We start from the raw sequence: 20,291 nt of genomic DNA, 5'->3' as shown, positions 1-20,291 counted from the left end.
AAACTTTGCACAGGCAAAGCTTGTCTATGGCATTTTGAGCTCGGTTCTTACGTCTTCGTCCATCAGGACGAAGAGGATCAGCGCCGAGAGGAGGGTTAGTGTTACCGCCGGAAGGGACAGTCCCACCATCACCCAGAGGAGCCCGAAGAGAAGGTCCAGGAGGGCTATGTACGCCGAGAGGTCCACGGTTGTCTCGTGCCCTGTCCAGACCCCGTAGGCGAAGAGCAGGTGCACGCTCCCGACGAGGATGTAGCCAAAAAACGTGTACTCCTCCCCGAAACTTATCGCGGCTATGCCGTAGAAGAAAATCGCAAGGAGGATAAAGAAAGAAACGACGAGGGGTTTAGGCCGCATCGCCGAGCTCCTCCACCGGGAGCCTCATTCTCGAGACCGCTATAAGGGTCAGGATTCCTATGAGCGGCATGAGGGCCAGTTCTCCCAGGGCCAGGCCGGTGCTCTGCCTCGCGAGTACGTCCGTTATCGTTGGAGCTATGGCGTTAGCCGAGTTGGAGATGAGACCAAGGGCAAAGCTGGCCTTCGGGAAGATGTTCCTGGGATACGTTGCCGGGGCGCTGGTCCAGAACGCTGGTCCAGTTCCCTGGAGGGCTCCAATGAGGACCACCGATGCGAGGGCAAGGGTGTAGTTGCCGGCGAGCATGGCTTTGCCGTAGACCAGCAGTCCGATGAAGGCAACCGCGTAGGAGAATATCATGACCTGCACGATGGCCTTGAAGAGACCCCTCGCGTTCGGGTTCTTCCGGGACAGCATGTAGCCGACGTAGCCCATGCCTATGCTCCAGAGCGCCTTGGATATGTTGAGGCTCGTGCTGAGCGTTGCCACGTGCTCCTTCGTCCACCCGATTTCATAGCCGAGGGATGCGGAGAACCCTATGATGGTGAATATGACCCAGAGGGCCGGGAAGAACGTGAAGCCGAGCACCCAGGTGAAGGGCATCTTCCAGACGCTTACCTTCTCGGTCCCCTCGGTCTTGTGGATTATCTCGAAGTCCTCGACGAAGAACCACCAGAGGGCGAGAACCGCGTACATTATGAGGACGGTGACCCAGAAACCGCCCTTCCACCCGAAGTCCGCGACGGCGTACTTGGCGCTCATGCTTCCAAACACACCGCCCCAGAAGATACCTGAAAGGATTATACCCTTCGCAAAGGGCCTCTCGGCAACGAAGAACTGGGCTATCTGGGTGCTGAAGAGCGGCACGAGCGTGACCACGAAACCTTGGATGAACCTGAGGAAGACGACGACGTACCAGTTGGGGGCGAGCGGAATGAGCGCCTGCGCTATCGCCGCCCAGCTGAGTGCTATGGCAACGCTCTTCTTGAAGCTTCCTTCGTATATCCTGGTGTGGCCGAGAAGGAACGCTATGAACAAACCAAAGACGTACGCTATGTGCTGCCATTCGTACTCCGCACTGCTTATCCCGAAGTGGGCGATTATATCTGGCTTTGCGACGGCCATCATGGTCAGGGTTCCGAAGCCGGCCGTCATGACCAACGTGTCAAGCAGGACTGAACTCCACCGTTTGTCCATGATTTATCCCTCCTAGAGCTTTCCGAATATCATGAGGATTCCGAAAACAATGAAAAGTGCTCCGGCGAACTTGTGGACAACCTCGAGGGGCACCATGTCGCCGAGCTTGTCGCCGAGTAGCGCCCCAATGAGGTTAACCGCTGCGAGGCCCAGAATGGCCCCCATAAACGCTACCTTCCATCCGTATCTGGCCGCGAAGGCCATGGTTGCCAGCTGGGTCTTGTCCCCGAGCTCGGCTAGAAAAATGGCAAAGAAGATGGCCAGAACGCCGTCCATCCCTTTCCCCCGCTAGAGCTTTGAGAGTGCCTCGTTCATTCTCTGCATTGCCTCGATGAGCTGGCTCTTCTTGGTCGCGTAGCTTATCCTTATCCAGCCCTCACCGGCCTTTCCAAAGGCAGTTCCCGGGATGACGACGACGCGCGCGTTCTCCAGGAGCCAGTCGGCAAAGTCCTCGCTGCTCATGTCCAGGCTGGGGTCTATCTTTGCCCAGATGTAGAACGCGCCCTTTGGCTTGAACGGGGTGATGTACGGCATCTTGTGGAGGTGCTTGAGCACGAGCTTCCTCCTCTCCGCGTAGGTCTCGCGCATAGCACTGACGGCCTCCCAGCTGCGCTTGTCGCGGAGGGCCGTGATTCCCGCTATCTGTATGAACGAGGTGACGTTGCCGATGACGTATGCGTGGAGCTTTATCATGTCCCGTATGACCTGCGTTGGGGCTATGGTGAATCCGAGGCGCCAGCCGGTCATGGCGAAGGTCTTGGAGAAGCTGTTAGCCAGAATCGTGTTGTCCGGGGCGTACTTTATCATCGGGTAGTGCTTCGCCCCCTCGTAGAGGAAGTGCTCGTAGGGCTCATCGCTCAGGATGTAGAGGTTGTAATCCTCGGCTATGTCGGCTATAGCCTTAACTGTCTTCTTCTTGAGAATCGCGCCCGTTGGGTTGTTTGGATAGTTGAGAACCAGCATCCTGGTGCGCTTGGTTATCGCCTCGACGAGTTCATCCGGGTCGACTTGGAACTCGTTCTCCTCCCTGAGGGGTATCCTGATGATGCCCGCCTCGGCTATCTTCGCGTCCTCAACGTAGCACACGAAGGCCGGATCCGGGATTATAACATCATCGTCCTGCTCAAGGAGGGTCTGAAAGGCCAGATAGGTCGCCTCGTAAGCGCCGGCGGTCACGATTATATCGTTCGGAGAAACGTCAACCTTGTAGTGGGTCTTGTAGTACTCCGCTATGGCCTCGCGGAACTCCGGAATGCCCGCGTTGGGCGTGTAGTGAGTGTAACCTTCATCGATGGCCCTCTTGGCGGCCTCCTTGACGACATCGGGAGTATCGAAGTCAGGTTCTCCTATGCCCAGGGAGATAACGTTCTCCATCTTCTTAGCCTTCTCAAAAAGCTCCCTGATTTTCGAGCGCTGGATGAGGTTTATTCTGCCAGCAAGGAAATACTTGCGCTTTTTATACTTCATGAGCATCACCTCAGGCACTTCGAAAATGAGGAAGGGATTTTATAAACCTATCCTCCGAGGGGTACAGAACTGGGTACTTGCTGTCTATAAAACTTCAGCGAGTGCGGCTTTTTCAAAAAAAGTTTTCACTTTTTCCTCGTCACAACCGGTGAGCGGGAGCTCGTTCAGTCCCAATTCACGCAGGACCTCCAACGCCCTTTCCTGCGTTCCGAAGACCACCAGATAGTTCTCGCCATTTTTTATGCCGTTTTGGGCTATGGCGTCTTTTATCTGGAGCGTTCCGGCCAGGCGGATCAGCAGTTCTCCCCCAAGAGTTCTCGCATGATTTGTTCCCCTCTCGAACGAGCGGAGTGCCAGCAGGGCCGCGAACGCCACAGCCTCCCAGCATTCGGCGCTGACTATCTGAACGTCCCCCCCAAGCTTCGGGATAAGCTTTTCGGCGTCTTCCACGTACACCCTTGTGATGTGAAGTTTTTCGGTTATTCCTCTCATCGAGCTCCCCGAAATCGGGTGAAATATTCGATGTTAAAACCCTTTCTCCTCCCCGATTTTTGCCGATCTGAAGCATTTTTTGTATTCTTGGATTTTTCTAAAAATTTTTTGAAATTGATAATATTATAATATTAACATTCAGCCGCAAAGTATTTAACTAATTAAATCACTAGTTATTTCAGCGGCTTACTGAACTGGGTGGTGCAGGGATGAGCAAAATGCGTATCATCAGTGTACAGCTCCCCCAGGGCTTGATTAACGCCATGGATCAGCTGGTTAAGAAGGGCGTCTACCCCAGCAGGAGCGAAATCATCAGGGAAGCCATTCGCGAGCTTTTGAAGAAGGAGCTCTATCAGCTGGAGACTGAGGAACGTTCAACGCCTGACTACATCCTGAAATAAGCCGCTAAAATCATGACTTTAAATCACTATCATCCGAAAACCAGACGTATTGAGGGGGTTGGGGCAATGGTATTTAAACTCCTGGAACAAGCCGGAATAAAACTCGACTTGGACGACGAGCCTAGGACGGCGAAGTTCGACAGATTCTCCGACGAGAACCTTGAGGATCTGATAAGGATCGTCATAGTCGGCGTGGGCGGTTCTGGAAACAACACGATAACCAGGCTCTACGAGCTTGGCGTTCAGGGCGCGGAGCTCATAGCCATGAACACCGACGCCCAGCACCTTGCCAGGACGAAGGCCCACAGGAAGCTTCTCCTCGGCAAGGAGATAACGCAGGGTAAGGGCTCTGGTGGAAACCCCGAGATAGGCTACCGCGCCGCCGAGGCGAGCGCCCATGAGATTGCCGAGACCATCGGTGACGCCGATCTTGTGTTCATAACCGCTGGTATGGGTAACGGCACCGGTACGGGCGCTGCTCCAGTTGTTGCCAAGGTTATAAAGGAGCGTGCCAGGCACAACGGAAGGTTTAGGGAACCGCTCGTCGTCAGCGTTGTAACGTACCCGTTCAAGAACGAGGGCAAGATAAGGATTGAGAAGGCCAAGGCGGGCATAAAGGCCCTTATGTACTACTCCGACACGGTCATCATCATCGAGAACGACAAGCTCCTCAAGCTCGTTCCGAAGCTTCCCATCAATGCTGCCTTCCGCTTCGCCGACGAGATAATAGCCAGGATGGTCAAGGGCATCACCGAGACCATAAAGCTCCCGTCCATGGTGAACATCGACTTCGCCGACGTTTACAGCGTTATGCACAACGGCGGTGCCGCTCTGATAGGAATCGGCGAGAGCGACTCCAGCAACAGGGCGGTTGATGCCGTCAAGAACGCGCTCGAGAACAAGATGCTCGAGGTCGAGTACGGCAGCGGCGACAGGGCTCTGGTTCACTTCACCGTCGGACCGGATGTGAGCCTCGGAGAGATAAACGACGCCATGAACATCGTCTACGAGAAGCTCGGCGAGAAGAGCGAAATCAAGTGGGGTGCAAGGATAGACGAGGACATGGGCAAGGTCGTCCGTGCCATGGTCATCATGACCGGTGTTAAGAGCCCGCACATCCTGGGCGGAGAGCACGCCCTCCGCGTTGGCTCCTCCTTCAAGGAGAACATCATAGCCCCCGAGCCGGTCAAGCCCTTCAAGTCCGAGGACAACGGCTTCGACAAGATATTCACGACGATATCCAAGAAGGAGAAGAAGGAACTCCCTGCCTACGCCAAGAGGGCCCTCGAGGACTTCATCGACATCACCTGACCCTTTCTTTACTTTGGCAGGTGATTCCAGTGGCCGTCGTGATCAGCATAGCCAATCAGAAGGGCGGGGTTGGGAAGACCACTCTGACCATGAACCTTGGCCATGCCCTGGCTGGGATGGGCAAGAGGGTTCTTCTCGTTGACATAGACCCGCAGTTCAATCTAACCTTTGGATTGATAGGCATGGACGTCCTCCAGTACGGGGACAGCAACGTGGGAACGCTGATGACCAGGGAGAGCGACATCGAGGACACCATCGTCGAGGTACGGAGGAATCTTCATCTCATTCCAAGCCACCTGAACCTTTCCGCCAGGGAGATAGAGATTATCAACGCTTACAACCGTGAGAGGCGCCTGGAGAAGGCCCTAACACCCATACTGCCCGACTATGACTACGTTCTCATAGACAACCCGCCCAGCATGGGCATCTTCCTGGTCAACTCGCTCACCGCTTCGGACTACGTTCTCATACCCCTCGAGCTGAGCTACTTCGGCGTCATAGGCATGCAGCTCATGTTCAACCTCATGCGCATGATCCGCGAGGAGACCAACGAGAACCTGAAGCTGCTCGGTCTCGTTCCCAACAAGTTCACCCGCCAGACGAAGGTTCCGAAGATGCGCCTCAGGGAGCTCAAGGCAACCTATCCGGACGCCCCGATACTGACTACGATTCCGAAGGCGATAGCCCTTGAGAAGGCCCAGAGCCAGGGGATGAGCATATTTGAATTCGACGGGGATGGTAGAGCCTCCAAGGCCCTTCTAAAACTCGCGAGAGAGGTGGTTGAAATTGTCGAAGGATAAAATCCCCAAGCTTTTTGACGGCTCCGTTAACGAGCTCACCCGGCCGTCCAGGCCCAAAAAGGACCGGAAGGCCAAGTCCAAGGACATGAAGAAGGAAAAGAAGCAGAAGACCCTTTACGTCAGCCTCGACATGAACAGGAAGCTCATTGAGCTCTACGGCGAGGAGGGCAGAAGGCAGAGCATCATCGTCGAGGATGCCCTCAACCTCTACTATTACCTGAAGCTCGCATTAGGGGAGAAGAAGTTCGATGAGCTGATGAGTGCTGTGAAAAGAGAGGACCCGGAGTTCCTGCGGGAGTACATGGGGAGATTCAAACTCTAACGTTAATCCAGACGCTCAACTCACCGTTTGAATCATCCGCTAAAATCAGGCCCCAACTCCCGCGGGCGGCTTAAAATCAGGGTTAAAATCAATCGCAGTACGTTTCTATTATCCTTTGGATTATCTTGCTGGTCTTCGCCCTGTCGCTCTTGTAGAGGTAGGGTATCCTTACCACGTCCGCCCCTATTCCGTGCTTCCTTAGCTCCTCCTTGAGGCGCTCGCAGCTGAAGGCCTGATCGGGCCCTATCGCAACGATATCAGGGTTTATCCGTTTCACCAGCTCGTAGTCTATACCCCCTGGAGAGCCTATGTAGACCTCGTCCACGACCGCGAGTGCCCTGAGTAGCTCGGCCCTATCCTCCGCACTGTTCACAGGTTCCCTGCGCTTCTGCCTTCTGACGGTCTCATCGTGGGCGACTATCACTATCAGCTCATCCCCCAGGGCCTTGGCCTGGCTGAGAAAGTGGATGTGGCCGACGTGAAGGATGTCGAAAACCCCGCCGACGAGAACGCGGATTTTCCTCCTTCCCTCCTCTGTTCTGCTCATCTCAGCCCACCGTCAGTTCCCAGATTCTGTCCTTGGCGTGATGGATGTTCTTCACCGCCTTGCCCTTGGGCTTCTCCTTCATGGCTTTTCCGTCCATCAGGGCGATGCCTATCGCCAGGGGCCTTCCGTAGTCTTCCTCGACCACGAAGACGAAGTCACCCTCCTTTATGCCTTCATCCGCGTCGGTTATTCCAGCCGCCATGACGTCGGCGCCCTTGATTATGAACGGCACCGCGCCCGCATCGACCACGACGCGCCTCGGCCATTTCCTCAGGTCCTCCTCGTTGGAGAGCTCGTAGAGCGCTATGACGAGGGGGAATATCAGTCCCTTCCTCCGTATGAAGAAGGGCCTGCCGTTAACGAGGAGTATATCCGTCGTCTTGTCAAACTCGGCAACCTCGACGCGGTCCTTTTTGTTGAGCATTTTGCCCGCTATCTCTTCACCAAATATTTCGCCCATCTCGCGGATTATCTCCTTGATCTCCTTCTTGCTGAGCGGATGCTTGACCTTCAGCTCCATCCTTACACCCCCGCTATCTCCTCGTGAAGCCTCCTCGCGGCTTCCCTCGGATTTTCACTCGCGTATATCGAGCGCCCCACTATGACGTAGTCGGCACCGGCCTTTAAAACCTCACCCGCCTTACCACCTTGAGCGCCAACTCCTGGGGTCAGGATTTTGATTCCCTGCTTCAGCTTCGAGCGGATATATGCAACGCGCTCCGGCCTCGTGGCGGGTGCTATGACTCCAAAGGGCTCGAGCTCGTTGGCCAGCTCGATCAGCCTATCAGTCGCCGGCTGGATGAACTCCCTCGCCCCGGGATGGCTCATCTCGACGACGATTATGGTCTTTCCAAGTTCCATAACGGCTTCAACGCTGTCCTTCCCAACGAAGCTATGGGCTATGATGTAGTCTGCCCCGGCCTCGAAAACCTTACCCGCTATCAGCCTGTTGGTGTTGGGTATGTCCGCCAGCTTGAGGTCGGCTATTATAGGCAGTCCCGTAACCTGCTTGAGCTCGGTGATGATGTTCAGCCCCGAGCCTATTATCAGCGGCCAGTTCACCTTCACCGCCCACAGGTAATCCGCCGTGCACTCGGCTATCTCAAGCGCCCTCTCCCGGTCGTACACGTCGAGTGCGAGAATAAGCTTCCTCATGCCTTCACCTCACGAGGGACTTTATCTCCTCAGGTAGCTCATCGCCCTTGAGCGTCAGGGCGACGTGGTAGGCGCTCTTCATGGCGTCGGCTTCCTTCTCCGCCCAAGTTACCACGACGAGGTCGCCGTCGTTCAGCTTGAACGCTTCCTTAATCTTCCCAGCGAGCTCGGGCATCGTCTCGCTCAGCGGCCTTCCATCCTCCGGAAAGACAGGTTCACCATCCCTCACGACGAGAATCATGGCCCCCTTCGCGAAGAACCTTATGGCCTCATCGCGGAGCTCGATGCTCTTGAACTCCCCAGCTCCTTTCACCGTTAGTGCGCAGGCGGGATAGCCCTCAACCTCTCCGATACGGTGGACCTCGGAGAAATGCTTGGAAATTTCCTCTAGGAGCTCCATTCCCCTCTCGTTGAGCGAGTGTCCGCGCTGGGTGGAGCTTATGACCTCGAGGGCGGCAAGCTTCTTTAAAAGCGTTCTAACGCTCCCCTCGCCGAGGTCAAGAACCTCTGATATCGCCTTTCTCCCCGTCGGGTTCTGGAGCATGAAAAGAACCGCAACGGCATCCTCAAGCGTGAATTCAGGATAGGCTCCCCTCTTCCAGCTCATCGGCTTCCCTCCGAGAAAAATAGGGCAAGGAGATTAAAAAGTTTTAGAGAATCAGAACCAGCGCGGCTCCAGACCGGCCCACATTCTCATCTTCTCGTGGGCGATGATGCGCGGGATGTTCGGCCTGTCCTTCGGTCCAGGGTTCTTCATGTAGAAGGCGTTGACCTCGTAGACGGTTCCGAAGGCCTTCTTCTCGATCGCTATCTTTCCGAGCCTCGCGAGGTCGACGAGCAGGCCCGCTAAAGCTGGACTGTCGTTTATCCTGCCGGTGATGACGAGCTCATCCCTGGCACCGTTGAAGCTGACGTACTCGATGTGCATCGCTATGAACTTTTTGTCGCCGAGGGGCTCAAGGAATCCGGTGGGCTTGATGTAGTGCGGCGCGTCGTAGCCGAGGAGCTCCTTGACGACCGAGCTCTTGGTGAACTCCTTGCTCTTGTTCCTCTCCTTGTCGGTGAGGGCCAGGAAGTCGTTGTTTCCGCCGATGTTGAACTGGGCTATGTCGAGGACGTAGCGGTTCCTCTGGGCGAGGTGGCTGAGTATGTCGGCCGTGAGCGGAGTGGCACCGGTGGCTCCGTCGTCGCCGAAGATGGCCATGTTGCTCTCCTCGGCGAGCTCCACAAAGGCCGGGTCGTTGGCTATGAGGGTCGGAATAGCGTTCACGAAGGCAGCACCGCCAACCTCCTTGGCGTACTGGGCTATGGCGTAGGCGTAGACCTGAGTGGCGGTGAGCCTGTCCCTGTTGTCCTCAGTGATGGCCTTCTCGAGCTCCTCCCTGCTTCCGAAGGGCACGAAGGCCTCTGTGGTGCAGACGTTTATGAAGACCTCTGCGCCGAGTTCCTTCCACTCGTTAATGAGGTGCTCGACAGCCTCCTTGAGGGTCATGTCATCCTCAAGCCCGGTGGCCTCGATCGGCAGATTTCTGAGGCTCCTCAGGTGGATTCCCTTACTGACGGTGATGCCCTTGAGGCTCTCCGGCGCCTCGGGGTCGTAGGCCTTAACGACCTCGTGGAGGTCCTTTCCGACCTTGCCCGCGTCAACATCGTAGGAGCCGACTATCTCTATCTCCTTGATTTTAATCGGAAGCTCATCGGCGAGGGGAACGCCGTAGGGCTCCATCTTTCCGGCCTTTATCTTCTCCAGACCGCTCGCAAAGATGCTGGCAACGTAGCCCTGTCCGAGTATGACAACCTTAACCATTCCATCCACCTCCTTTACTTGCGGTAAATTATTTTATAGCAGTTAAATAGTTTTTGGTGGAAAAACGATTTTATGGATTTTTGAACATTCTCTCCGTACTCGTTTGTCTGAATACCGCTCACAGAGGGCCGTCCAAAAATTTTATAAATACAAAATCTGAATAAAATGTGGAATCAGTTCGCTTTCTAAAATAAGCCCTCCGGGCCTTTTTGGGCTCGCTTTTGAAAACTTCGGAGGGTGGTAGCCATGAGGGCCGCGGCACTCTGGCTGATTGCACTGGTGATCTTCGGAGTGGTCGCCAGTGGTTGCATAGGCGGCGAGGAAGCGAAGACTTCTCAGGCTGAGGTTCAGCTTACGGGCGACTTCACCAAGGACGTTGTGGAGATAGGAAAGGTTCTGGAGCAGAACGGTGTTAACGAGGTCAAGTTCTCCGCCTGGGGTTCCGGCGATCCGAACAGCGTCATGAGGGTTTACGGAATAGTGGAAGCCGCGAGGAGGATAAACAAAATCTGGGCCGACAACGGAATCAACGTCAAGATCGTCGTAACTGAGACCCACTACGTTGCCTCCTTCCAGGATGCCTACAAGGAGTACCTCAGCAAGCAGCCCCTCGGACAGGCCGGGGACTTCTTCGTGAACAGCTACGCCTTCCTGCCGACGCTGGCTGACGAGGGATACATACTCGACATAACGGACTACGCCAAGGCCTATCAGAGCGTTATCGACGACTTCTATCCGTCCTTGATCGAGGCCTCCAAGTTCAACGGAAAGCTCTACGGCCTGCCGCAGGACACCGAGGCGAGGCCGCTCTACATAAGGAAGGACGTGGCTCAGAAGATAGGGTTCGACCTCAACGGCCTCGATGAGAAGGTGAAGAACGGCGAGTTCACCTGGAGCGACGTCTACTACTGGGCCAAGAAGGCCAAGGATGAAGGCGCCGCCGAGTGGGGCCTCATCCACAGGAAGGGTTCGGCACATCCCGACCTGATACAGTTCATCTTCGCCTTCGGTGGAAAGCTCTACGACCCGAACACCGGAAAGCTCGTCGTCGACGTTCCGGCAGTTTACAAGTGGCTCTACGTTGAGTGGAAGTTTGCCCGCGATGGCCTCCTTCCAGAGGACATAATGAGCTGGGACTGGGCCAAGCAGATACACCCGGCCGTAGTCGAGGGAAGGACGCTCTTCGACATAGGCGGAACCTGGTACTGGACCGAGTGGCAGACCAAGCAGTACTACGCCAAGGGCGGAACACCGAGGGGCCTGAAGCCTGAGGAGGTGAGGGATTGGTTCTACTACACCCTCTTCCCCGCTGGAGAGAAGGGGGACAAGCCGGTAACCCTCAGCCAGCCCTTCGTCTGGATGATAAACTCCAAGGCGGGCCAGCTGAACCCGAAGTACGACGAGCTCAAGGATGTTTACCACAAGCTCGCCTTCCTGATGCTCATCAAGGCCAGCGATCCTGATATAAACGCCATACACAGCGTCATCTCCGCCCACCTGCCCGTGAGAAAAGAGGCGGCAAAGCTGATCAAGGACGAGAAGTGGCTCAACGACCTCAAAGCGCTCAACCTCGACCTGAGCGACGAGGTGAAGAACAACATCAGGGACATAGTCCAAGCGACCGTCAACCCGATAAACGCCCAGTTCCTGGCGGACGTCAGCTACATGCTCGAGTACACCCACCTCGCTCCAGCCCACCCGAAGTATCCGGCTTTGGCCGACATCTTCAAGGAGGCTGTCGACAAGGTTCTGAGGGGCGAGATGACCCCGGAGGAGGCCGTCAACTACATCATCCAGAAGGTTCAGGCTGACCCGGAGCTCGCCCAGAACGTCGAGATACAGGGTGAGATACCCAAGGATTGGAAGTTCCCGCAGGGATGAGGTGATGCCATGACAAAGGGGAAGCTCAGGGACCTTTCCTTCTTTCTTTCCCCAATGGTGCTGATGGTGTTCCTGTTCTATCTGGTGCCCCTAGTCATGACCATCTACATAAGCATGACCCGGATGAGGAACTGGAACGTTGACAGGTACCTTACCGAGTTCGTGGGCCTCTACAACTACGAGAGGCTCTTCTACATGTTCCAGCACGACCCGACGTTTAAGGCCGTAATCCTGACCACCCTCGTATTCGTTGGAATAACGCTCATGATAAACGTCTTCGGCGGCCTTGCGCTGGCTCTTGCGACCTTCTTCATCAACGAGAGGCCTGCTTCCTCGTACAGGCTCCTCTGGCTCCTCCCCAGGATGTCGCCGATAGCGGTTTACAGCCTCGTCTGGTACTACTTCTTCCACGGGAGTGAAATCGGAACCCTGAACTCGATCCTCATGAGTCTCGGCCTCATCTCGGAGCCCATCCCCTGGGGTCAGGTAACGCCCTGGGGGGCGTGGAGTGTGATAATCTTCGTCAACGGCCTGGTGGGTGTAAGTTTCGGAATGATAGTCTTCACCTCGGCCTTGAATCAGATACCCAAGGAACTCGTCATAGCCGCGAGGGTCGATGGTGCCTCCTCCTGGCAGATATCGAGGCGGATTCTGATTCCGATGATTAAATGGCACCTCCTCTACGTCCTGACGTGGCAGTTCCTCAGCCTGCTGACGACGTATCCGCACCTCTTCCTGCTCGTCCAGTGGGACCTCGTCAACAGGGACTACGGAACAACCTTGGCGCTCTACGTCTTCAACACGGCCTTCGGCAGGGGAGAACAGGATCAGGGATTGGCCGCTGCAGCGGCTGTCATACTCTCCATAATCGGAATCCTCGGCGGCTTCGTGACGCTCAAGGTCCTCAAGTTTGAGAGGATGATGAAAAAGCCCAGGGGGGACTTCTGATGAGGGACGTGGAAACGAGACCCAAGAGGTACGAGCGGCTTATAATCCTCGCCCTCCTCCTTGCAAGCCTCCCGCTAATTCTGGGCTTTTTCCTCCTCGTCCTTTCGAGCTTCAGCACGGAGATGGTCACCAACCTTGACCCCAACTCCTTCCACCCGACGCTTGAGAACTGGATAAACCTCTTCCAAGGGAAGATAGCCACCACCGGTGGAATAAGGGTCAACATATGGCGCATAACTCTCAACACTCTCATAGTGGCCCTCGGTGTTGCCGGCGTTGTCACCGGGATAAGCGCCCTCGCTGGGTACTCCCTCTCAAGGATCGACTTCCGCGGAAGGAAGACCATGATGGTTCTCCTCCTCGTCCTCCACGCCTTCCCAGGCGTTGCCCTCATAGTCGGCGTTTACCTCCTCTACCGCCTCACGTTCCCCCAGAACTACGAGGTCGTCGGGCTCTACTCCTTCGCGTACGTCATACTCGCGAGGGCTGCATTAGAGATACCCATGTCGATCTGGCTCATGAAGGGCTTCTTCGACACTATTCCCTGGGAGTTCGAGTGGTCTGGAATCATAGACGGCGCCTCGCGGATAACCGTCTGGAGAAAGATAATGCTGCCCCTCATAAAGCCCGGAATTCTGGCGGTTGCCCTCTTTGCCTTCCTCGCCGGCTGGCAGGACATAATCTACGTGAGGACGTTCCTCGTCTATCCCACGCTCGCAACCTTCATAGAGGCCAACATAGAGGCCGAATACTCCCACATGCCTCTCATAGCGGCTGCCGGAACGTTCTACCTCCTTCCCACGATAATATTCTTCATCACCGCCCAGCAGCTCCTCCTCCAGGGCTACTCGGGTGGAATAAAGGGCTGAGGTGATTGAAATGGTTAAGGTCACCCTGGACAACATCACGAAGAGGTTCGGCGACTTTGAGGCCCTCAAGCGGGTAAGCCTTGAGATAGCCGACAAGGAGTTCATGGCGCTCCTCGGCCCCTCGGGAAGCGGGAAGTCAACGCTCCTCTACACGATAGCAGGAATTTACCGGCCGACGAGCGGGAGGATATATTTCGACGGCAGGGACGTTACCGATGTCCCGCCGAAGGACAGAAACGTCGGTCTGGTCTTTCAGAACTGGGCGCTCTATCCTCACATGAAGGTCTTCGACAACATAGCCTTTCCGCTTGAGCTGAGGAAGGCACCGAAGGACGAGATAGCCAAGAAGGTCGGGGAAGTTGCCGAGATGCTCCGCATAGAGAACCTCCTCGACCGCTACCCGTGGCAGCTCTCCGGCGGCCAGCAGCAGCGCGTTGCCATAGCGAGGGCCCTGGTCAAAGAGCCGGACGTTCTCCTCCTCGACGAGCCACTCAGCAACCTCGACGCGCTCCTGAGGCTTGAGGTAAGGGCCGAGCTCAAGAGACTCCAGAAGGAGCTTGGAATCACCGCCGTTTACGTCACCCATGACCAGGCCGAGGCCTTGGCCATGGCCGACAGGATAGCCGTGATAAAGGAGGGGGTGATACTTCAGGTCGGAAGCCCGGACGACGTCTATTACAGGCCGAAGTACCGCTTCGTCGGTGGCTTCCTCGGAAGCCCGCCCATGAACTTCGTCGAGGCTGAGGTCAGGGGATCTTACCTCGACGTCTATGGAAGCAGGATTCCGGTTCCGGCCCAGTATCGGGAGCTGGTTGAGAAACTCGGGGTCACGGAGGTCATCCTCGGCTTCAGGCCACACGACGCAGAGGTCGTGAAAGGAAGCGCCGAGGGACTCGCCGGAACGGTCTATTCCTTTGAGCCCCTCGGCAGGGAGCAGATAGTTACCGTCTCGGTCAACGGGGCGTTCGTCAAGGTCTTTGCCCCGGAGGGGGAGCACTTCAGCTTCGGCGAGCCGGTGACGGTGAAACTCCGGAAGGACCGGATAGTCCTCTTCGACAGGAAGACGGAGAAGGCGCTTGAGTTCCTCGAAGGGTGAGCTCAGCTTTTCTTTCTCCCTATCAGCCACGCCGTCATTACCACCCGCAGGTTCGTGATTATGGAGAGAAGGAGGAAGAGCGCTTTAACCGAAGCCTCGACCGGATACAAGAGAAAGAGCATCGTCAGGAAGATTCTCTCATCCCTTTTACCAGGGAGCTTTCTGAGAGCCGGAATCGAGCTGTAGGCGTTCTCACCGTAGGCGGCCTTGAACCTCTCGGTCGAGTAGCTCACCATCACCGAGCCGAGGAGTGCAAGGAGTGCAATGAGGTACCAGAGGGGCTCTCTGAGGGTTGAGTAAGCAAGGAGGGTCAGAAATGCGCCGTCAACGTAGCGGTCGAGGAGGGAATCTATGTAGCCCCCGAACCTGCTCGTCATCATCTGGGCCCTCGCCAGCTCGCCATCAACGCCGTCAAGGATTGAGCTAATCTGATACAGTATTCCGGCTAGGGGGAGGCTGAGGAGCGTCAAAAAGGCCGAGATCATTCCGAGGACAAATGTAACGACAGTCATTTGGTTCGGGGTGGCCTTCTCGACGAGGAGGTAGCTTATCTCGGTTGAAACCTTCCTGTTGAGATGCCTGCTGATGAACCCGTCGCCCGTTCCCTTCACAGCGGTCTTGACGAGCATCCTCCTGGCTCTCTTCAGGTCCGAAGGCGTATCAACGTCGGTCCAGGGGAGGCCGTCGAGGAAGGTAACCTCAAGCTTAGCCCTCTTCACGACCTCGCTCACGGGGTAGTCCCCTTCTCTCTCCCTTTCTAAGGCCTCTGTTATCTCGAAGATTGTCTCACCGAGGACGAAGAAGCCCGTATCGACTGCGTCCCACTCGTCGAGGGATTTTCCTATCCCCTCGACCCTGCCGTTTCTGACCCTCACCTTAGTCGCCTCGCCAACGTCTGTCCATCTCGGTTTCCTGTCCGTTATCAGGCCGCTCCCCCTCAGAGCTTCCCGGATGAATTCCTCGCCGTAAACGTGGTCGCTCATCACCAGAACAAACCTTCCAGAGACGCGGTTTTTGACCAGGTGGAGGGAGTGCCCGTTGCCCTTTTCCGGCTCGGGATTGATCACCAGCTCGGCATTGAGGCCGTGCCCCTCGATGAACTCACGGTAAAGCCCTGCATAGCGTTCGTTGGTGACTATTATGAACCTCTCAACGCCGTTTTGCCTGAGAAGGGTTAGCGTCCGGTACAGAATCTCCCTTCGGGCGACTTTCAGGAGCCCCTTGGGTCTCTTCCCCATCCTCGTTCCGAGGCCTGCCGCCAGAATCACCGCCGTTTTTGGCACCATCGGCATCACCTTTTTAAAGCCCCCGCCGAGCCACTCTCCAGTGAGGGTTATCGGACCAATGATTTGAAGCTTTCGGGTGAGAGAGATGCGCGTTGCCGTGCTGTATTCGGGCGGGAAGGACTCCAACTATGCCCTCTACTGGGCCCTGAAGCAGGGTTTCGAGGTCAAATACCTCGTCTCTATGGTGAGCGAGCGCGATGACAGCTACATGTACCACGTGCCGAACATTCACCTCACGGAGCTCCAGGCGAAGGCTGTGGGGATTCCCCTCGTGAAGGGCTTCACGGGCGGCGAGAAGGAGAAAGAGGTAGATGACATGAAGGCCGTCCTTGAGGGGCTGAGGATAGACGGTGTCGTTGCCGGCGCCTTAGCCAGCGAGTACCAGAAGAAGCGCGTTGACAGGGTTGCTGAAGAGCTCGGCATAGAGAGCTTCGCCCCGGCCTGGCACCGCGATCCAATCGAGTATATGCGCGAGATAATCGGCATCTTCGACGTGGTCATGGTCGGCACGGCCGCCTACGGCCTGGACGAGAGATGGCTCGGGAGGAGGATTGACGAAAAGGCCTTAGAGGAGCTGGTGAGGCTCCACGAGAAGTACAGAATCCACGTTGCGGGAGAAGGCGGTGAGTTCGAGACCTTCGTCAGGGATGCGCCCTTCTTCAAGGCGCGCATAGTTTTCGATGAAGTCGAGAAGAAGTGGAACGAGTGCAACTATTCCGGAGTGCTTGAGGTCAAGAGGGCTCATCTGGAGCCGAAATGAAGGGGAGTCAGCTGAACTCCCCGTTCTCCATGTAAGCGACGTATGCGTGTGTTCCTTCGGGAACCGTGTTTATGTCCACATAGATGCCGTCTATCTTTCCGTTCTCGTCGGTATGAAACGTTATCGCGTCCTTGTACTCGACCGGAACCGCCAGAACGTATGAATCGCCGTTGGCGTCGTTATCGGCGAGCCCCATGGCAAAGCCCACGAGAACAGGGGCTATGCTTCCCTTCATGTAGTAGCCGTCCATGCCCTCGTAGCCGGTGCTGTCCCCGATGTAGAAGTAGTAGTAATCGTCCGTGATGAACTCGTCCGCCATCAACTCGACGTCTCCCCTGCCAACGTTCTGGGCGTCGAGGTCGTCAAGGGATATCAGCTCGCCATCGTTGTACGAGTATTCGATGTCGTAAACGGTAGCCTCGCTTGAGAGGGCCCTGTCGAATATGCCCACGAGGTAGTTGTAGAACCGCTGGGCGTCCCCAACGTCGGGAGTTTCATCCCAGTTCCCGTTTTTCACGTGGTAGGAGACGCTTCCGTCTGAGGTGGCTATGCTGAAACCATCATCACTTTCCCTGAACGTTATGTCCCAGTAGAACGCCCCATCGCGCTCCTCAACGGTTGAGAGGCTTATCCAGTCGTCGTCTATGTAGACCTTACCGTCCTCAACGCTCACGTAGTCCTCATCCGGCACGGCGAGCATGTATGTCGTTGAACCGTTGGCGTATCTTATGACGACGGCGTGGGAGTACTCTATGTCCGGCGTGACTATCACGTGGAGCGTGTCTGCATTGAAGAGGCTAACGGTGCTTGCCGTGTGGGTATCGCCTTCCGAACTTGAGCCGATGCACCCGGAACCGAGTGCCGCGATAAAAACCAGGAAAAGAACCGCCATTGAGAGGAGTTTTCGCATTATTCTTCACCAACCTAACTTGAGTTTCTTACTGAAAATGGCGTTTCCCTTAAAAGGATTGTTTTTATCGGGGGTAAAAGAAAGGAAAGGCTCAGTCGGCCTTTATCCTGACCCAGAACCAAGCCTTTGAGCAGCCGCCCGAGACGCCGCAGCTTGGGAACTCGAGGCTCCACTCCTTGGTTGGAATCGCGGAGTTCGGCTCCCAGTCGAAGTAGTCGTCGTCGAGGAGGAGCGTTATAGCCACCTGTCCCATCGGGTCGTCGTCGTTGCCCCACTTTCCAGCATCCTCTTCCCAGCCGTCGTATTCGAGGTAGAGGAACGGCACGTCGGCCCTCGTGTGGCCTATGATTAGCATCTGGGGCCTTGTGGCGAACCTGTTCCCCGAAAGAACTCCCGCCTTGGGATAGCGGTTAACCGGCTGTACGGGAACCATCGCGGTGGTTTCCTCCCGCGTTATGTCGGGCACATCGGCTACCTCCTCTGGCTTGAATGATATGAATCCGCTCGCGTAGAGGTAATACTCGTCATCCCCGAACTCCGTGTCCTTCGTGAACTGAACGGTATCGAGGTAAGCCTGGAGCGTGTTGTAGCGGAGCGTCCTCGGGACCTCAACCTCCTGAACGAGGTAGGTAACCCTCATGTTGCCGTCAGCGGACCATACCTCAACGAGAACACCGTCGCGGTAGTTGCCGTTCGTGTCTATCGTGTAGCCGTTGTACCCGACCGGATCGGGGTCTCCGCCGAGGTCCTTGACTATCGTTGAGCCCCACCACTCGGCCGCACCCTGGCCGGTGACGAGCTGGTTGATGAACATAACGCCGTTGTAGCCGTACTTCATGGCCGTTCCTATTTCTCCGGTGGCGAGGCCGATGGCGGCGTCAACCAAGAAGCCAACGCCGAGGGTGATGTATTCGCCGGGGTCGTCCAAGTCCCAGCCGGCGGTTTGGACGTAAACCTTCCTGTATTTTTTGACCTCATCGAGGGGCATGGCAAAAATCGGGTAGCCGTTGATGAAGGGATAGCTCACGCTTATCGCCCTCTCGTCGTGGTAGAGCAGTCTGCTGTGGTCGTCCGCCTCGACCCAGCGCTTTGCTGGATAGCCGACGGCGTAAATCGGCCCGTACTTCCAGTCAAGGTCGTTCTCGTGCTTCCAGTAAACCGGGAAGGCCCACGAGACGAGCTGAATCTCGCCCTCCGCGCTGTCCTTGTTGCCCTTTATGTAAACGTCTTCGACGACGATGACGAGGTAGCGGTCGACGTCCTTGTCGAGGCTCAGTCCGTTGGTCGCGTTCACCCAGATGTTGCTGTGAGACGGGAAGCGGGGCTTGAAGGTCGGCGATTGAACCTGGCCCGCGAACCAGAGGCGGAAGTAGCGCCAGGGGACGAGGGAGAAGAAGTTCTCGATGGTGAACTCGACGACGTGCCTGTCGTTTTCGATGTAGGTGCTCACCGTTCCTTCGCGGTAAACGCTCCCGTGCGCGTCCCTCAGCTTAAAGGAGTCCTCGTCGAGGTAAGCCACCCAGTCGGCCTCGCCGTTGTCGGTGCTGTCAAAGAAGACCTTCATCGGCATCATGTCGCGGTACTTCCGGTCGTCGAGGTAGAGCCTCATCGTCAGGTCGTAGCCCCTCGCCTCCATGTACAGCTCAACGTCTTCACCTGGAAGGCCAAACCATGCTGGGGTGTAGTAGTCAATCCAGCCCCTTCCTGCCTCCACCACGAAGGTTCCAACGCTAGGATAGGTGAGGCTCGGGTTGTCATCGCTAGTCGTTCTGCCGTAGATCCTGAGATGAACCTTTTCGGGAAAGATTTCGGAGAAGTTTTCGACGGTGAAGCTCACGCGCCTTCCGTCGAGCTGAACGCTTCCATTCTGGAGTTCGACGGGGCCGTTTCCAGTCAGCTCGTAGAGTGTGAAACCCGTTGAGTACAGATGGAGCTCCCATCTTCTCCCGAACTCGTCACCCTCGTCGAAGCGCAGAACCGTCGGCTTGTACACGTACTTTTTGCCGCTAAACAGGTCGATGAAGACGGGGATGTGAACGTATGTCGCCGCAAGGCTCTCGTTCTCAAAGGTTATCGTGAACTTGACGCTCTTTCCGGGATTCGTGGAGGCAGTGATGATCGAGACCTTCTCTATCTTCTCCCCGTTGGGCTCGAAGGCGTCGCTTCCGATCGGTCCGGCGTATGTGAAGTTTGCCGTGAGCTTGTAAATGGGTATTATGACGGGTTCAAGGGTGACGTTTATCAGGGTATCTGGCAGGGAGAACCCTGCCCCTGTTCCGTTGTCGTTGGTTTCTCCAGCCTCGCAGCCGAGGTCAGGGTCAGCGTCGCCCTCACATATCACATTGCCATCCTCATCGTACTGAATGCTCTCGTTCGGTGCGGGGGTCTCAGTGGGTGTTGAGGTCTCGGTCGAGGTCTCAGTCTGGGTTTCGGTTTGCGTTACTGTCTCTGTGGTTGTGTGGGTTCCGGTCTCACTTCCAGTTTCCGTTGGAGAACTCTCCGCCGTGGATGTCGTCTCGCCCGTGCCGCTTGTCGTTGGGTTCTCGCTGGTTGTTGGGCCAGTTCCGGTGGGTGAGGGGGTGGTGCCGATACACCCGCTGATGACAACTAACGCGCTTAGTAAAATGAGAACCAAAATCCGAGAGGTTTTTCTCATACCTGCACCTCCAACCCAAACCCGGGGCAAGAAA

The 20,291-nt window shown here is 56.2% G+C and carries 22 protein-coding genes; 9 read left to right on the top strand and 13 right to left on the bottom strand.

What is annotated here, in order from left to right:
- Nucleotides 1-24: 24 nt before the first annotated feature.
- The 5 genes from CDI07_RS06910 to cgi121 form a co-directional block, all read right to left on the bottom strand.
- On the bottom strand, nucleotides 25-354 hold the full coding sequence (locus CDI07_RS06910; protein WP_088180919.1) for a hypothetical protein: 330 nt from the start codon (nucleotides 352-354) through the stop codon (nucleotides 25-27).
- Nucleotides 344-1,549, bottom strand: coding sequence for an MFS transporter (locus CDI07_RS06905; RefSeq protein WP_088180918.1), 1,206 nt, complete (start codon nucleotides 1,547-1,549; stop codon nucleotides 344-346). Before CDI07_RS06905 ends, CDI07_RS06910 begins: the two co-directional genes overlap by 11 nt.
- A 12-nt stretch (nucleotides 1,550-1,561) precedes the next feature.
- Entirely contained in the window at nucleotides 1,562-1,825 is a 264-nt protein-coding gene (locus tag CDI07_RS06900; RefSeq protein WP_088180917.1) for a TMEM165/GDT1 family protein, read from the bottom strand.
- A 12-nt stretch (nucleotides 1,826-1,837) separates the two neighbouring features.
- Entirely contained in the window at nucleotides 1,838-3,016 is a 1,179-nt protein-coding gene (locus CDI07_RS06895) for a pyridoxal phosphate-dependent aminotransferase (RefSeq protein ID WP_088180916.1), read from the bottom strand.
- Nucleotides 3,017-3,100: 84 nt separating this feature from the next.
- The gene (gene cgi121, locus CDI07_RS06890) at nucleotides 3,101-3,508 is read right to left on the bottom strand and encodes a KEOPS complex subunit Cgi121 (RefSeq protein WP_088180915.1); all 408 of its coding nucleotides are present in this window, start codon (nucleotides 3,506-3,508) and stop codon (nucleotides 3,101-3,103) included.
- A gap of 209 nt (nucleotides 3,509-3,717) precedes the next feature.
- Here cgi121 and CDI07_RS06885 point away from each other — a divergent pair, with 209 nt between their 5' ends.
- From CDI07_RS06885 to CDI07_RS06870, 4 genes are all read left to right on the top strand, one after another.
- On the top strand, nucleotides 3,718-3,909 hold the full coding sequence (locus CDI07_RS06885) for a ribbon-helix-helix domain-containing protein (RefSeq protein ID WP_088180914.1): 192 nt from the start codon (nucleotides 3,718-3,720) through the stop codon (nucleotides 3,907-3,909).
- A gap of 66 nt (nucleotides 3,910-3,975) precedes the next feature.
- Nucleotides 3,976-5,220, top strand: a complete 1,245-nt coding sequence (gene ftsZ / locus CDI07_RS06880; RefSeq protein ID WP_088180913.1) for a cell division protein FtsZ — start codon at nucleotides 3,976-3,978, stop codon at nucleotides 5,218-5,220.
- A 29-nt stretch (nucleotides 5,221-5,249) separates the two neighbouring features.
- Nucleotides 5,250-6,020: a ParA family protein gene (locus CDI07_RS06875; protein WP_088180912.1), complete on the top strand. Its 771-nt coding sequence runs from the start codon at nucleotides 5,250-5,252 to the stop codon at nucleotides 6,018-6,020.
- Nucleotides 6,007-6,342 (top strand): CopG family transcriptional regulator, encoded by a 336-nt coding sequence (locus tag CDI07_RS06870; RefSeq protein ID WP_088180911.1) that lies wholly within the window; start codon nucleotides 6,007-6,009, stop codon nucleotides 6,340-6,342. Before CDI07_RS06875 ends, CDI07_RS06870 begins: the two co-directional genes overlap by 14 nt.
- Nucleotides 6,343-6,430: 88 nt before the next feature.
- Here the strand turns inward: CDI07_RS06870 and CDI07_RS06865 are convergent, their stop codons facing one another.
- The 5 genes from CDI07_RS06865 to CDI07_RS06845 are packed head-to-tail and all read right to left on the bottom strand — an operon-like array spanning nucleotide 6,431 to nucleotide 9,851.
- Nucleotides 6,431-6,889: an adenylyltransferase/cytidyltransferase family protein gene (locus CDI07_RS06865; RefSeq protein ID WP_088180910.1), complete on the bottom strand. Its 459-nt coding sequence runs from the start codon at nucleotides 6,887-6,889 to the stop codon at nucleotides 6,431-6,433.
- Between the two features lies 1 nt (nucleotide 6,890).
- Nucleotides 6,891-7,409 carry an RNA-binding protein gene (locus tag CDI07_RS06860; RefSeq protein ID WP_088180909.1) on the bottom strand — a complete coding sequence of 173 codons (519 nt, stop codon included), beginning with the start codon at nucleotides 7,407-7,409 and terminating at the stop codon, nucleotides 6,891-6,893.
- A gap of 2 nt (nucleotides 7,410-7,411) precedes the next feature.
- Nucleotides 7,412-8,044 carry an orotidine-5'-phosphate decarboxylase gene (pyrF, locus tag CDI07_RS06855; RefSeq protein WP_088180908.1) on the bottom strand — a complete coding sequence of 211 codons (633 nt, stop codon included), beginning with the start codon at nucleotides 8,042-8,044 and terminating at the stop codon, nucleotides 7,412-7,414.
- A gap of 4 nt (nucleotides 8,045-8,048) precedes the next feature.
- Nucleotides 8,049-8,651, bottom strand: a complete 603-nt coding sequence (locus CDI07_RS06850; protein WP_088180907.1) for a DUF4443 domain-containing protein — start codon at nucleotides 8,649-8,651, stop codon at nucleotides 8,049-8,051.
- A 51-nt stretch (nucleotides 8,652-8,702) separates the two neighbouring features.
- Nucleotides 8,703-9,851, bottom strand: a complete 1,149-nt coding sequence (locus CDI07_RS06845) for an inositol-3-phosphate synthase (protein WP_088180906.1) — start codon at nucleotides 9,849-9,851, stop codon at nucleotides 8,703-8,705.
- 246 nt (nucleotides 9,852-10,097) lie between these two features.
- Here CDI07_RS06845 and CDI07_RS06840 point away from each other — a divergent pair, with 246 nt between their 5' ends.
- The 4 genes from CDI07_RS06840 to CDI07_RS06825 are packed head-to-tail and all read left to right on the top strand — an operon-like array spanning nucleotide 10,098 to nucleotide 14,645.
- The gene (locus tag CDI07_RS06840) at nucleotides 10,098-11,732 is read left to right on the top strand and encodes an extracellular solute-binding protein (protein ID WP_088180905.1); all 1,635 of its coding nucleotides are present in this window, start codon (nucleotides 10,098-10,100) and stop codon (nucleotides 11,730-11,732) included.
- Between the two features lie 9 nt (nucleotides 11,733-11,741).
- A complete protein-coding gene (locus CDI07_RS06835) occupies nucleotides 11,742-12,680 on the top strand; it encodes a carbohydrate ABC transporter permease (protein WP_088180904.1) in 939 nt (312 codons plus the stop codon).
- Nucleotides 12,680-13,549 (top strand): carbohydrate ABC transporter permease, encoded by an 870-nt coding sequence (locus tag CDI07_RS06830; RefSeq protein ID WP_088180903.1) that lies wholly within the window; start codon nucleotides 12,680-12,682, stop codon nucleotides 13,547-13,549. The genes CDI07_RS06835 and CDI07_RS06830 overlap by 1 nt, the downstream gene beginning before the upstream one ends.
- A gap of 10 nt (nucleotides 13,550-13,559) precedes the next feature.
- Nucleotides 13,560-14,645, top strand: coding sequence for an ABC transporter ATP-binding protein (locus CDI07_RS06825; protein WP_088180902.1), 1,086 nt, complete (start codon nucleotides 13,560-13,562; stop codon nucleotides 14,643-14,645).
- 2 nt (nucleotides 14,646-14,647) lie between these two features.
- Here the strand turns inward: CDI07_RS06825 and CDI07_RS06820 are convergent, their stop codons facing one another.
- Complete coding sequence (locus CDI07_RS06820) at nucleotides 14,648-15,931, bottom strand: bifunctional L-myo-inositol-1-phosphate cytidylyltransferase/CDP-L-myo-inositol myo-inositolphosphotransferase (protein ID WP_088180901.1); 1,284 nt, start codon at nucleotides 15,929-15,931, stop codon at nucleotides 14,648-14,650.
- A gap of 85 nt (nucleotides 15,932-16,016) precedes the next feature.
- Between CDI07_RS06820 and CDI07_RS06815 the strand changes: the two genes are divergently transcribed.
- On the top strand, nucleotides 16,017-16,691 hold the full coding sequence (locus CDI07_RS06815) for a TIGR00289 family protein (protein ID WP_088180900.1): 675 nt from the start codon (nucleotides 16,017-16,019) through the stop codon (nucleotides 16,689-16,691).
- Nucleotides 16,692-16,698: 7 nt separating this feature from the next.
- Here the strand turns inward: CDI07_RS06815 and CDI07_RS06810 are convergent, their stop codons facing one another.
- Both CDI07_RS06810 and CDI07_RS06805 read right to left on the bottom strand, forming a co-directional pair.
- Complete coding sequence (locus CDI07_RS06810; RefSeq protein WP_088180899.1) at nucleotides 16,699-17,601, bottom strand: hypothetical protein; 903 nt, start codon at nucleotides 17,599-17,601, stop codon at nucleotides 16,699-16,701.
- Nucleotides 17,602-17,692: 91 nt separating this feature from the next.
- Nucleotides 17,693-20,257, bottom strand: coding sequence for a hypothetical protein (locus CDI07_RS06805; protein WP_088180898.1), 2,565 nt, complete (start codon nucleotides 20,255-20,257; stop codon nucleotides 17,693-17,695).
- Nucleotides 20,258-20,291: the final 34 nt, after the last annotated feature.

It is taken from the genome of Thermococcus sp. 5-4 (assembly GCF_002197185.1).
GTDB classification, from domain to species: Archaea; Methanobacteriota_B; Thermococci; order Thermococcales; family Thermococcaceae; genus Thermococcus; species Thermococcus radiotolerans.
This window is presented reverse-complemented; position numbering and strand designations above follow the sequence as displayed.

Bases quoted from the DNA above. Each gene is read 5' to 3' on its own strand.
- CDI07_RS06910 (WP_088180919.1), bottom strand. From the start codon at position 354: ATGCGGCCTAAACCCCTCGTCGTTTCTTTCTTTATCCTCCTTGCGATT.
- CDI07_RS06905 (WP_088180918.1), bottom strand. From the start codon at position 1,549: ATGGACAAACGGTGGAGTTCAGTCCTGCTTGACACGTTGGTCATGACG.
- CDI07_RS06900 (WP_088180917.1), bottom strand. From the start codon at position 1,825: ATGGACGGCGTTCTGGCCATCTTCTTTGCCATTTTTCTAGCCGAGCTC.
- CDI07_RS06895 (WP_088180916.1), bottom strand. From the start codon at position 3,016: ATGAAGTATAAAAAGCGCAAGTATTTCCTTGCTGGCAGAATAAACCTC.
- cgi121 (WP_088180915.1), bottom strand. From the start codon at position 3,508: ATGAGAGGAATAACCGAAAAACTTCACATCACAAGGGTGTACGTGGAA.
- CDI07_RS06885 (WP_088180914.1), top strand. From the start codon at position 3,718: ATGAGCAAAATGCGTATCATCAGTGTACAGCTCCCCCAGGGCTTGATT.
- ftsZ (WP_088180913.1), top strand. From the start codon at position 3,976: ATGGTATTTAAACTCCTGGAACAAGCCGGAATAAAACTCGACTTGGAC.
- CDI07_RS06865 (WP_088180910.1), bottom strand. From the start codon at position 6,889: ATGAGCAGAACAGAGGAGGGAAGGAGGAAAATCCGCGTTCTCGTCGGC.
- CDI07_RS06860 (WP_088180909.1), bottom strand. From the start codon at position 7,409: ATGGAGCTGAAGGTCAAGCATCCGCTCAGCAAGAAGGAGATCAAGGAG.
- pyrF (WP_088180908.1), bottom strand. From the start codon at position 8,044: ATGAGGAAGCTTATTCTCGCACTCGACGTGTACGACCGGGAGAGGGCG.
- CDI07_RS06850 (WP_088180907.1), bottom strand. From the start codon at position 8,651: ATGAGCTGGAAGAGGGGAGCCTATCCTGAATTCACGCTTGAGGATGCC.
- CDI07_RS06845 (WP_088180906.1), bottom strand. From the start codon at position 9,851: ATGGTTAAGGTTGTCATACTCGGACAGGGCTACGTTGCCAGCATCTTT.
- CDI07_RS06840 (WP_088180905.1), top strand. From the start codon at position 10,098: ATGAGGGCCGCGGCACTCTGGCTGATTGCACTGGTGATCTTCGGAGTG.
- CDI07_RS06835 (WP_088180904.1), top strand. From the start codon at position 11,742: ATGACAAAGGGGAAGCTCAGGGACCTTTCCTTCTTTCTTTCCCCAATG.
- CDI07_RS06830 (WP_088180903.1), top strand. From the start codon at position 12,680: ATGAGGGACGTGGAAACGAGACCCAAGAGGTACGAGCGGCTTATAATC.
- CDI07_RS06825 (WP_088180902.1), top strand. From the start codon at position 13,560: ATGGTTAAGGTCACCCTGGACAACATCACGAAGAGGTTCGGCGACTTT.
- CDI07_RS06820 (WP_088180901.1), bottom strand. From the start codon at position 15,931: ATGGTGCCAAAAACGGCGGTGATTCTGGCGGCAGGCCTCGGAACGAGG.
- CDI07_RS06815 (WP_088180900.1), top strand. From the start codon at position 16,017: ATGCGCGTTGCCGTGCTGTATTCGGGCGGGAAGGACTCCAACTATGCC.
- CDI07_RS06810 (WP_088180899.1), bottom strand. From the start codon at position 17,601: ATGCGAAAACTCCTCTCAATGGCGGTTCTTTTCCTGGTTTTTATCGCG.
- CDI07_RS06805 (WP_088180898.1), bottom strand. From the start codon at position 20,257: ATGAGAAAAACCTCTCGGATTTTGGTTCTCATTTTACTAAGCGCGTTA.